9 protein-coding genes are annotated in these 11,862 nt (G+C 69.7%); 2 read left to right on the top strand and 7 right to left on the bottom strand.

The features are described 5' to 3' along the window. Positions 1 to 5: 5 nt before the first annotated feature. The 6 genes from ACH5HR_RS16820 to ACH5HR_RS16795 all read right to left on the bottom strand — a co-directional run bounded on the left by ACH5HR_RS16820 (position 6) and on the right by ACH5HR_RS16795 (position 8,714). The gene (locus ACH5HR_RS16820) at positions 6 to 3,482 is read right to left on the bottom strand and encodes a bifunctional glycosyltransferase/CDP-glycerol:glycerophosphate glycerophosphotransferase (protein ID WP_416478991.1); all 3,477 of its coding nucleotides are present in this window, start codon (positions 3,480 to 3,482) and stop codon (positions 6 to 8) included. Positions 3,483 to 3,648: 166 nt separating this feature from the next. Then, a complete protein-coding gene (locus ACH5HR_RS16815; protein ID WP_416478989.1) occupies positions 3,649 to 4,737 on the bottom strand; it encodes a sulfotransferase family 2 domain-containing protein in 1,089 nt (362 codons plus the stop codon). 137 nt (positions 4,738 to 4,874) lie between these two features. Continuing rightward, a complete protein-coding gene (locus ACH5HR_RS16810) occupies positions 4,875 to 5,585 on the bottom strand; it encodes a sulfotransferase family 2 domain-containing protein (RefSeq protein WP_416478988.1) in 711 nt (236 codons plus the stop codon). Positions 5,586 to 5,598: 13 nt separating this feature from the next. After that, the gene (cysN, locus tag ACH5HR_RS16805) at positions 5,599 to 6,909 is read right to left on the bottom strand and encodes a sulfate adenylyltransferase subunit CysN (RefSeq protein ID WP_416478987.1); all 1,311 of its coding nucleotides are present in this window, start codon (positions 6,907 to 6,909) and stop codon (positions 5,599 to 5,601) included. Between the two features lie 3 nt (positions 6,910 to 6,912). Continuing rightward, positions 6,913 to 7,815, bottom strand: a complete 903-nt coding sequence (cysD, locus tag ACH5HR_RS16800) for a sulfate adenylyltransferase subunit CysD (RefSeq protein WP_416478985.1) — start codon at positions 7,813 to 7,815, stop codon at positions 6,913 to 6,915. Then, positions 7,812 to 8,714, bottom strand: coding sequence for an inositol monophosphatase family protein (locus tag ACH5HR_RS16795; protein WP_416478983.1), 903 nt, complete (start codon positions 8,712 to 8,714; stop codon positions 7,812 to 7,814). The genes cysD and ACH5HR_RS16795 overlap by 4 nt, the downstream gene beginning before the upstream one ends. A 184-nt stretch (positions 8,715 to 8,898) precedes the next feature. Here ACH5HR_RS16795 and ACH5HR_RS16790 point away from each other — a divergent pair, with 184 nt between their 5' ends. Further along, positions 8,899 to 9,882 carry a sulfite exporter TauE/SafE family protein gene (locus ACH5HR_RS16790; protein ID WP_416478981.1) on the top strand — a complete coding sequence of 328 codons (984 nt, stop codon included), beginning with the start codon at positions 8,899 to 8,901 and terminating at the stop codon, positions 9,880 to 9,882. Continuing rightward, positions 9,879 to 11,105, top strand: a complete 1,227-nt coding sequence (gene cysC / locus ACH5HR_RS16785) for an adenylyl-sulfate kinase (RefSeq protein WP_416478979.1) — start codon at positions 9,879 to 9,881, stop codon at positions 11,103 to 11,105. The genes ACH5HR_RS16790 and cysC overlap by 4 nt, the downstream gene beginning before the upstream one ends. 4 nt (positions 11,106 to 11,109) lie before the next feature. On the opposite strand, the gene ACH5HR_RS16780 is transcribed toward cysC, so the two are convergent. Beyond that, positions 11,110 to 11,862 (bottom strand): ABC transporter ATP-binding protein (locus ACH5HR_RS16780; RefSeq protein WP_416478978.1); only part of this gene is annotated, 753 nt, incomplete at its 5' end.

Below are 11,862 nucleotides of genomic sequence, written 5' to 3'. Positions count from 1 at the left end.
GATGGTCATTGGGTCTCCTGTTCGTTGATCTCGGTCAGCCGGAGGACGACGCGAGCCGAGGCCTCGCCGTCGTCGAGGGGTGCGTACTCCTCCACGAAGGCGCGGTGGGCGTCCCCGTAGGCGGACCAGTAGTCGTCGGCGAGCGCCTCGGCCAGCTCCTCCGTGGTGCCGCACAGGGGGCCGGGAGCGACCGTCTGGAAGTCCCGGTAGAACCCGCGCGTGCTGCCTGAATACTGGTCCAGGTCCGGCACGAGGAAGTACATCGGACGCAGCAGCACCGCGTAGTCGAACATGATCGATGAGTAGTCCGTCACCAGGAGGTCGGAGGCGAGCATGAGCTCGTTGACGTCGGGGTGGTCGGTCACATCGATCACCGACGCGGGCAAGTCGCTCGAGGCGGCCGCGGTGTTGGCATGTCCGCGGTAGAGGACGACCATCCCCGGCGGCAGTTGTGCGGCGTCCAGGTAGGAGACCCGGCCGTAGGCCGAGCCCGACCTGATGTTATCGCGCCAGGTCGGTGCGTAGAGCACGACACGATCGGCGTCGGTGAGACCCAGTCGTGCACGCACCGCCGACCTCGTCGCTGCGGCATCACCGGCCACGAGGCTGTCGTTGCGGGGGTAGCCCTCGATCAACACCCGACCGTTGTAGCCGAACGCCTCGGAGAAGATCTTGGCGGCGTACTCGTTCTGGGCCAGCAGGACGTCCCAGGCCCGCGCCTCACGCTCCATGAGCCGGCGATAGGTCATCGTGAGGCCACCACTCGGCACGTGGTTGCCGATCCGTTTGATCGGGGTCCCGTGCCAGGTCTGCACGTAGCACTGACCCGCCCGCTTGGCGAAGAACCAGGGCCAGTTGTTGTTGTTGACAAGGGTGCCCGCCGTGGCCAGCAGCTCGTACCAGGGCCGGGAGAACCTCAGCAGCGGCGTCGCCCACTCGGGGACCGGCGTCCGGAGGTCCGAGACCGACCAGTACTGCTCCACCGCCGGGTCCTGTCGGTGCAGCTCGCGGCTCAAGGCCAGCGGGGAGTCCCCGACGGACCGGCCGTTGAACGCTTCGAAGAGCACCGCGTCGCGCAAGGGACGCGCGTCCCGTCGATACTCCACCTGCAGCTCGTGCTGGCGTCGGCGCCCTCGCTCGGCATCGGCGAACGGCTGCCGCAGGCCGACCGACAGCCCTGCACCGGCCGCGGTCGCCGTGGCCTCGATCCGAAGTGTCGGCCCGTCGAGCACCACCGGCATCGCCCGTCGGAGGGCGTGGCCGAGCCTTGGCACGCGGACGTAATCGCCGACTGACATGCTGAGCACCAGCCTGGTGTCGACGGACAGGGGCACACCATGGGCGTCGACCAGTGGCACGACGCACCGGAACGTCCCCGTGCCGTCTGGACGGACGTCGACCAGGTTCGCTGCCACACCGTCGGCGATCAGGCAGCAGGCGACAGCCGCCCCGTCCAGCGAGGCGTCCGCCGCCAGCCAGCCCGCCACCTCGAGGCCGGCCGGCACGACGTCGACCTTGTCAATCTCCGCCACGAACGGTCCGCTCTCCAGCGTCACGTTCCCGTACTGACTCGCCGAGAGCAGGCCAACAGCAGCGCGGGAATGCCGCAGCTCGGCCGACGGCGCAGCCCAGGACAGCCTAACCTGCCGGCGGTTTCCCGGACGCTCCAGCGAGAACACCCAGGACTGCGGCGCGAGCCCACGGCGAGAGAGGTCGAACTCCGCCCAGGTGCGACCGTTGGACATGACCAGCTCCCCGAGGACGAGCACGCCGTCGGCGGCGGCTCGTAGCGTCCCGACAACGCCGTCGGCGCGCCCGAGGTCGAAGCGGACCCTCTCGCCGTCGAACTCCGCCCCGTGAACCGGTACCCGCTGGGCACCGATACGCCGGATGACGAGTTCCGTCGAGTCCGACTGACGTTCGATGCACCACCGGCCTTCGGGCCCGAGCCTGCCGAAGACCGGGAGCCGGCCACGACCCCGGTGATCCGGGCGATGGAGCGGGCCCCTCCGCGAGAACCCGTTGACATCGACGACGACATCGAGCCGATAGCTGCGGGCCGTCAGCCGTTCGAGCGGGACCTCGGCGAAGAAACCGGCAAGCGCATGGTCGTTCCAAGGATCGCGGGCCAGTGCGTCGACCTGGGGGTCCTCGGAGGACTCGGCGACCACCTGATGTTCCTCGCCGTCCGGCCCGATCGCCACCAACCGCACCGTGACGTTGTCCCCGGGAGCGACTCCCACGTTCGCGAGGTGGGCGCTACCCCGGACGCACACGATGTCGTCCAAAAAGTCGACCATGTCGATCTTGGCACGGACCCCGGCATCGACCTCGAGCGATCGCAGGACGGGGTCGGGCTCGAGCTCAAGACCGTCGAAGTAGTACGGCTCGACCAGCGCCGAGCCGGCTTCGATGCGACCCGGGACCTTCCACGTCCGGGTCTCGCGGCGGCACACCAACTCCGTCACGTCGTCGCGGTGGCCGTGGTACGTCGCGGCGGCGAGCAGACGGTCCGAGACGGGTACCTGGCTCAGCAGATCGTACCCGATCTCGTCGACGAAGCGCCGGACACGGCCGTGGAGGAACTCCCAGTAGTCCGACGACGTCCGCGGCACCTGCTCGTAGTAGGGCCGCATATCGAAGCCGATCGTCTTCACCTGCCACGCCCTCAGCAGGTGCAGCGGAGCGTCCTTCATCTCCTGCGCCAGGTCGTCGAGCATGTTCCACCGGCCCACCAGGTCCTTCATGGTTGACTTCTGCTGGGTGATGGAGGTTCCGTCGTCACGGATGCGCCAGTAGCACACGACATCCTTGAGGATGTCGAACCTGCCGTGCAGGTAGGCCCGGGCAGCGGGGATCTGGTCCTCGTACAGCCCGTCGGGGAAGGCACGCACGACGCGGCGGAAGTACTCCGTGCGGTAGAGCTTGGTCCAGGCGAAGACGTTCTTGAGGACGTCCGGCTCGTCCGCGAAGGTCATCCTTCGGCGCGTCGTCGCATGCACCTCCTTGACCCAGTTCGGCATGTGGCGACCTGACACCGTGTCACGGACCAACGCCCCGACGGCGAAGTCGGAGCCACTCTGGACGAGCGAGCGGAGCATGACTTCGATCGCGTCCGGCGGGACCGTGTCGTCCGAATCGACGAAACAGAGCATCGAACCCTTTGCGTGCTCGACTCCCGTGTTGCGTGCGGCTCCGAGTCCAGCGTTCTCCTGCCGGACTATGCGCACCCGCCGATCCCTCGAGGCGTACTCTTTCGCGATATCGATCGACCGGTCTGGGGACCCGTCGTCGACAATTATGACTTCAAGCCTCTTGTGCGTCTGAGCGAGAATTGAGTCGAGACACTCCGCGAGATACTCCTCGACATTGTACATCGGCACGACTACTGACACGAGGACGCGGCGACCGCTCGCACGGCGATCCGCGACTCTTGCACGGAACTCTGCGGGAAGCAGTCGATAGACGCTTGTCGCTGCCATTTGGAAGGGATTGGTCAACATGGTTCAGTCCTCGGTCATGCTCGCCGACACGGCTGGCGAGTTGCCGAAGATCGCCGCAGACGCGTCTCCGGTGCGCCGGTCCAGAGGTTACCCGAGCGTGACGCGATTGGACGAATGCCGCACTTGGCGGTCCGCCGCAGGACGGTCAGCTGCCGGAGAACGTCCGCCGCACGCGGCCGGCGACCGCACCCGGCAGGCCCCGGATCGTCCTGCGCTCCAGTGCGGCCTCCAGGTCGGCGACGCGGGTCTGGAGACGTCCGATCTCTCGCTGGTCCGCGCGGCGGGCCTTCTCCAGTTCGCGCACGTTCGCACGCAGGCTGTCCGCCCCCAGCGCGAGGTCGGCGATGCGCTGTCCGGTCGCCACCCGGCCGGCGATGTCGCGGAAGGCCTCCTGTGACCACGTCGGGTCCTTGGCCAGCACGGCGTCGAAGTCCCACAGCTGGCCGAAGCGCTCGATGTCGCCGGCGTAGATGCCGTTCAGGGTCTCGAGCACGTCGGTACCGAAGACGCGTCCCGCTACCGACAGTGGCGTCTCGTTCTCGCGAGTCAGCTGGTAGGTCCCCTCGAGCCCTTGCGCCTCAAGGTGGGTCCGGAGGTCAGCGAGCAGCAGGGACAGCTCCGAGACCTCGTAGATGTTGCTGTACGGGACCACGTCCTCGCTGAGGAGCTCCGTCTGCGGCTTGAAGTGGGAGTCACTCAGGAGCTCGTCGCCGTCGGGACCACCCAGGGCTTCCACGAACCGCGCGAAGTCGGCGACGACGTCGTCGTCGTCCCGCGGCACGCGGGGCATCCAGGGAGCGTCGCGGAACTTGTGCCAGGCGTGGCGAGGGTTGCCGACGAGGAACTTGGACTGCCAGGCGGACCAGGCCCGCAGGCGCGGGTCCCGGATCACGCCGAAGATGAACCAACCGTTGTCCGGCGAGATCTCCGCGCGAGCGTCGGCGTCGAGCTCCGTCAGCTTGGGAACGCCCACCCAGGAAGCGCGGCGGTGGATGGTCTGCTGCCGCGTGGGCGCCAGCCCCATCACGGAGTGGAACGTGGCGGGGTCCTGACCGCTGAGCTCGGCCGTCAACCACTTCAGGCTCGTGCTCGCGTTCTTGGAGACGTTCACGAAGACGACCTTGCACTGAGGCACGACCATCGAGTTCCAGACGCGGCCGGCGTTCACCGCATCCTGCGGGCGAGCCTCGGAAAGCTCGACGCGGCCGCGCACCTGCGCGCTGCGCACTGACATGTTCAGTCGTACTCCTCTTCGTGCCGGCGGCGGCCTGCCGATCGTGAACCATCAGCCTACGGCACGGTCTGCACCCGTCGATGTCAACGTGGTGTCCCGCATCGGACCCCTGGTCTGCGACGACGCCGAGGGGCTCCCTAGCGCTCGGCCAGTCCGGCCAGCTCTCGCGACGCCCGGCCCAGCACGCGGGACGCGAGCGAGAGTGCTCGGCGCGGCTCGGGCACGTCGCGATACCCGAACCGCCGGAAGTCCTCGGCGTAGAAGCGCTCGAGGCGCGCCTCGAGCGCTTCTGACACCTCCACGTCCTTGCTCGAGATGCCGCGCGTCTTCTCGCTCGTCCGCACCGGTTCGACCTCGGTGGGCAGGTCGAGGTCGAACCGGTCGTTGAGGTCGGTCATCGCCCTCTCCAGCCCTTCCTCGAGCCGGTAGACCTGAGCCTTACCTACCAGGAACTCCACCTGCGGGCGGATGTGGTTGTCGTGGACGAACGGGTTCCGCTCGAAGCGCTCGAACGCGCGCTCGGCCCAGGCGTCCACGGCGTCGGCCGTGGTCGACAGCTCCTGCTTGTGCCGCATGACGTACTCGGAGCGGAAGCGCGCGACCGGGTCGCGGACCACGGCGAAGATCGCGTCGAAACGCCCGAGCCGGAACGTCTCCTCCAGGAGCTGCCCATGCATATGCTGCGGCGTGCAGGTTCGCAGGTAGTTGGGCTTGCCCTTCCCCATCCGGCCGTCATGGTAAGACATCTCCCACCCGGCACCGACGAAGTGGTCCTCCACGGAGGAGCCACCCGTCTTGGGCACGTGGATGAACAGGACGTTGCGGTCGTCCTTCGTGAAGACTGGCATCCCGGTCGGCCCGTCAGGAGCTGTGCGGCAGACCGCCGACCATGCCGGCGGCGACCGTCTTGTTCGTGGACTCGTCGACCAGGATGAACGATCCGGTCTCCGGGTTCTGCTGGTACGGGTCGACGAACAGCGGCTGCGTCACACGGAGCTGGATGCGACCGATCTCGTTGAGCTTGATCTCGGTCGCGTCCTCGTCACGGTGCAGGGTGTTGACGTCCACGCGGTAGTTGATGTCCTTGACCATGGCACGCGCCCACCGGGTGGTGTGCTTGATCGCGTACTTCTTGCCGACCGTCAGCGGCGCGGTCTCGTCCATCCAGCAGACCTGCGCGTCGATGTTCTGCAGCGCGGCCGGGGTGTTGTTCGGCCGCGCGATCATGTCGCCACGCGAGATGTCGATCTCGTCGGCGAGGCGCACCGTGACCGCCATGGGCGGGAATGCCTCCTCCACCGGGCCGTCGGCGGTGTCGATCGACTCGATGGTGGTCTCGAGACCCGCCGGCAGCGCGACGACGCGGTCGCCCGGCTTCATCACGCCGGAGGCGACGGTTCCCGCGTAGCCGCGGTAGTCACGGGCGTCGTGCGACTGCGGGCGGATCACGTACTGCACCGGGAACCGCACGTCCACGAGGTTCCGGTCCGAGGCCACGTGCAGGCGCTCGAGGTGGCTCAGGAGCGGCGAGCCCTCGTACCACGGCGTGTTCTCCGAGCGGTTGACGACGTTGTCGCCCTCCAGCGCGGAGATCGGGATGAAGGTCAGGTCCGGCACCCGCAGGCGCGACGCGAACTCCGTGAAGTCCTTGCGGATGTTCTCGAAGACCTCCTCCGAGTAGTCCACGAGGTCCATCTTGTTGACGCACACCACGATGTGCGGCACGCCGAGCAGCGTCGCGAGGAACGTGTGTCGCCGCGACTGCTCGATGACGCCCTTGCGGGCGTCCACGAGGATCAGTGCGGCGTCCGCCGTCGAGGCCCCCGTGACCATGTTCCGCGTGTACTGGGTGTGCCCCGGGGTGTCCGCGATGATGAACTTGCGCTTCGGCGTCGCGAAGTAGCGGTATGCGACGTCGATCGTGATGCCCTGCTCGCGCTCGGCCCGCAGACCGTCGGTGAGCAGCGAGAGGTCGGTGTAGTCGTTCCCGCGGTCCTTGGAGACGTTCTCCACGGAGTCGAGCTGGTCCTCGAAGATGGTCTTCGAGTCGAACAGCAGGCGGCCGATGAGGGTCGACTTGCCGTCGTCGACGGACCCCGCGGTCGCGAACCGCAGCAGGTCGGTGGAGCCGTCGGTCAGTGCCTCGGCCAGGTTCTCGGTCGTGGTGCTCATGGCTTAGAAGTAGCCCTCTCGCTTGCGGTCCTCCATGGCGGCCTCGCTCACCTTGTCGTCGCCACGCGTGGCGCCGCGCTCGGTGATGCGCACCGCGGCGGTCTCCTCGACGATGGCGTTCAGGGTGGAGGCCTGGGACTCGACGGCAGCCGTCAGGTTGGCGTCGCCCACGGTGCGGTAGCGCACCGAGCGACGCTCGGAGGTCTCGCCCTCCTTGAGCGGCGTGAACTCGTTGACGGCGAAGAGCATGCCGTCCCGGTTCACGACCTCACGCTCCTGGGCCAGGTACAGGTCCGGGATGTCCATGTTCTCGGCCGCGATGTAGGACCAGATGTCCAGCTCGGTCCAGTTGGACAGCGGGAACACGCGGATCGACTCGCCCTGGTGGACCCGGCCGTTGTACAGGTTCCAGATCTCCGGACGCTGGTTCTTGGGGTCCCACTGCCCGAAGTCGTCACGGAACGAGAAGACCCGCTCCTTGGCGCGGGCCTTCTCCTCGTCGCGGCGCCCACCACCGAACGCGGCGTCGAAGCCGTGCTTCTCCACCGCCTCGAGCAGCACCGGCGTCTGGATCCGGTTGCGCGAGCCGTTGGGCTCCTCCTTGACGAGGCCGCGGTCGATCGCATCCTGCACGGAGGCGACGACCAGCTGGATGCCCAGGCGCTCGACCCACCGGTCGCGCGTGTCCAGCACCGACTGGAAGTTGAGCCCCGTGTCCACGTGCATGATCGGGAACGGGATCCGTGCGGGCGCGAAGGCCTTGGCCGCCATGTGGAGCATCACGATCGAGTCCTTGCCGCCGGAGAACAGCAGCACGGGCCGCTCCATCTCGGCGACCACCTCACGGATGATGTGGATGCTCTCCGCCTCGAGGCTGCGGAGCTGGCTCAGGACGTGAGACGTCACGACTGGGCACCTTCCTTGATCGCCACGCCGACGCCCTGGAGCGCCGCGCGCAGGTGCGCGGCGAGGCTCGGGTGGCAGACGAACAGATCGGGGAGCCAGGGATCCTGGCGGTTGTACTCGAGCGGGGTGCCGTCGAGCCTCGTGCAGTCGTACCCGGCGGCGAGGGCGACCGCGACCGGAGCCGCGGAGTCCCACTCGTACTGGCCACCGCCGTGCACGTAGGCATCGACAGTACCGTCAACGACGGAGACGACCTTCACGCCGGCCGATCCCATCGGCACCAGCTCGACGTCGTCGCGCCCGGCGAGCTCGGCGACGAAGGCGGGCGGGCGGCTGCGGCTCGCCGCGATGCGCAGCGGACGCTCCCCCGCCAGCACGGCACGAGCGCCCGCGTCGCGGGCCTCGAGATCACGGTCCGACGACGGCGCGCCGGTCGTGTGCACCACGCCACGGGCGGGCAGGGCCACAGCGCCGGCCGCGAGCCCGCCGGGACCGCTCGTGCCGCCGTCGGCCCCGCGGACCCACAGCGCGACGTGCACGGCGAAGTCGTCGCGCCAGGACCCCGCCCCGCCGTCGGCCGGACGCTCGGCGAACTCGCGGGTGCCGTCCAGCGGGTCGATGATCCAGACGCGGTCGGCACCCGTTCGCGCCGAGTCGTCCTTGGCCTCCTCGGAGAGGACGGCATCGTCGGGCCGGGCGTGGGCGAGCGCGCCGGCCAGCCACGCCTGCGCGGCGGCGTCGCCCGCATCCTTGAGCCGGCGCGGCTCGAAGCCACCGCCCGCGGCGTCGACCTCGTCGCGCAGGGAGAGCAGCACCGCACCCGCGCCCTCGGCCAGCGCAGCCGCGAGGGCGGCGTCGTCGAGCACCGGTTCAGGAAAGACCGGGGTGGTCGTGGACATCAAGCTCCTTGCGTCTGGGGAGTGTCTCGGGAGGTGGCTCACCGCGGCCCTCGGACGCCGCTGAGGCTACCATTCCGACCATGCCTGTCACCGTGCGCACCCGACGGCCGAGACGACCGGCGACCACACCGGTCCGCGGTTGTCGCTCCGCCGTCGAGCACCGGGACGGGGGCCGGCACCCGGCATGATCGACATCGATCCCGGCCTCATCGTCGGGGGGCTGCTCGTCGGGTTCATCGTCGGGCTGACCGGTATGGGCGGCGGTGCCCTGATGACGCCGATGCTCATCTTCGTCTTCCGCGTCGACCCGCTCGTCGCCGTCTCCAGCGACATCGTCGCCAGCCTCTTCATGAAACCCGCCGGCGCGATCGTGCACCTGCGCCGCCGGACCGTGAACCTCCAGCTCGTCCTGTGGCTCTGCCTCGGCTCGGTGCCCGCCGCGTTCTGCGGAGTGTTCCTCATCCGTGCCCTGCCCTTCGGCGACTCCCTGGACGAGGCGCTGCAGATCATCCTCGGCATCGCGCTGCTGATGGCGGCCACGATGCTCGTGGTCCGCGCCACCCTCGGCATGGTCCAGCACCGCCGGGCGCTCGGCGAAGGCCCGGCCCGCCTGTCGAACGCCGAGGTCGTCGTCCGCAAGGTGCCCACCGTGATCCTCGGGGTCGTCGCCGGGCTGCTCGTCGGGATGACGTCGGTCGGGTCCGGGTCCATCATCATCGTCGCGCTGCTCATGCTCTACCCCGCGCTCAAGGCCTCCAACCTGGTCGGCACGGACCTCGTGCAGGCAGTGCCGCTGGTGGCCGCGGCGTCCCTCGGCCACGTCCTCTACGGCGAGTTCGAGCTCGGACTCACCGTGTCCCTGCTCGTCGGTGCGATCCCCGGCGCGTGGTTCGGTGCCCAGGTCTCCAGCCGCGCCCCCGGTGGGCTCATCCGCCGGGCGCTGGCGATCCTGCTGCTCGCCTCGGGCCTCAAGCTGCTCGGCGCGTCCGTCACGGTCGTCGCGGTGGCCGCCGTCGCAGCCCTCGTGCTCGGCAACCTCGCCTGGGTGATCGTGCGCGAACGGCTCAAGAAGCGCCCGCCACCGTCGGCCACCGCCGAACCACCCACTGCCGCACCAGCCACCGCCGAACCGGCCTCCGTCACGAAGGACAGCACCGAGAGCTCATGAACACTCCCGAGACCACCCACGTCCTGACGCCCGACGAGCTCGACCTGCTCGAGCTCCACCTCGGGGGCGGCACGCCGACGATGCGCCTGGGCGGTGGCAGCCCGAACGCCGCGGTCACGCTGACGGACGCAGAGAACACCCCCCTCGCCGTCCTGGAGACCGACGGGACGGCGACGGCCGTGAAGCCGCTGGCCCGCGCCGCCGGTCCACACTGGGACCCCGCGCTGCGCCGCACCGCCCACGAGGTCCGGGACGAGGTGCGCCGCGCCGTCGGACCGGACGCCGACGTGCTGGCGGTCGTCGTCACCGAAGCACCCACCCGCGACGAGCTGGCCGCGCTGCCGGACGTCACGGCCGGCGCCGCCGCCGTCCTCGTCCTCGCACCCGCAGAGCGCCGGGCACCGGCGCCCGGAACGCTCGGTGGCCCCGGCCTGGCCCGCGCCGCCACGGTGGTGCGCGACGCCGTCGGCGGCACCGGTGCGACCCGGCCGCGCGCCGTCGTCGTCCCCTGGGCAGCCTACGCCGGGCTCTCCTGGGAGGAGATCGCGGCGCAGCACGGTGCCGACCGGTCCGTGCTGCTCGCCGACCACCGGTCCACCGCCACGCGCGCACGCCTGGCACGGCTCGGCACGCTGTGGGCCGACGAGGTCGCCGATCTGTACCCCGAGCCCGTGGCCGAGGAGGTGACCCGTGCGGCGAGCAGCGCCCGGCGCGAGGGCACCGTCGTGTTCTTCACGGGGCTGTCCGGCTCCGGCAAGTCGACGGTCGCGCGCGCACTGGCGGCCGAGCTCGACGACGAGGGCCGCCACACCACGCTGCTCGACGGCGACGAGGTGCGCCAGCACCTGTCCAAGGGGCTCGGGTTCGACAAGGCCTCGCGCGAGCTGAACGTCGAACGGATCGGTTACGTCGCCTCCCTGGTCGCCTACCACGGCGGCACCGCCGTCGCGGCTCCTATCGCGCCGTTCGCGAGCGGGCGCGCGCGGGTGCGCGAGCTGGCGGAAGCCGCCGGACGCTTCGTGCTGGTGCACGTCTCGACGCCGCTCGAGGTGTGCGAGGCCCGCGACCGCAAGGGCCTCTACGCCAAGGCGCGCGCCGGGGAGATCCCCGAGTTCACGGGCATCTCCTCACCGTACGAGGTGCCCGAGGACGCCGACGTGGTGGTCGACACCTCGGTGACCTCCGTCGAGGACGCCGTGGCGCGGGTGCGCGCCGTCCTCTGAGCTGTCAGCCCTCGTCGCGCTGGCGGCGTCGGCCGCCGCCACGGCCACGGCCGCCGCCGCCACCACGGCCACGGCCGCCACCGCCGCCACCCGGTCGGCCGCCCGACCGCGCCTGGCGGTGGGCGCGGACGAACTTCTTGTAGGCGGTGGTGACCTGGTCGACGGGTCCGTCCATGACGAGGCGGCCTTGGTGCATCCACAGCACGCGGGTGCACATGGCTTCGATGGTGGAGATGGAGTGGCTGACCAGGAAGACGGTGCCGGCTTGTTGGCGGACCTCTTCGATGCGGGCTTTGGAGCGGGCCTTGAAGGCGGCGTCGCCGGTGGCGAGGGCTTCGTCGACCATGAGGATGTCGGGGATGGCGGCCGAGCTGATGGCGAAGCGGAGGCGGGCGGCCATGCCGGAGGAGTAGGTCTTCATGGGTAGGTCGACGAAGCTGCCGATGTCGGCGAACTCGACGACCTCGTCGAACTTGTCGTCGATCTGCTTGGGGGTCATGCCCAGGGCCAGGCCGCCGATCTCGATGTTCTTGGAGCCGGTCATCTGGGGCATGAGGGCTGCGTTGACGCCGAGCAGGGCGGGTTCGCCGTCGACGTAGACGGAGCCGGAGTGGGGTGGGATGAGGCCGGTGATGGCGCGTAGCAGGGTGGACTTGCCGGAGCCGTTGATCCCGACGATCCCGATGGACTCGCCGTGGCGTGCGGTGAACGACACCCCGCGCACGGCGTGGACCTCGCTGACCGCACCGACGTGCTG

Origin of the sequence: Isoptericola maris (assembly GCF_048065335.1) — a bacterium.
Lineage (GTDB): Bacteria > Actinomycetota > Actinomycetes > Actinomycetales > Cellulomonadaceae > Isoptericola > Isoptericola rhizosphaerae.
The sequence above is the reverse complement of the archived record's forward strand: the minus strand, read 5'-3'. Positions and strand labels throughout refer to the sequence as shown.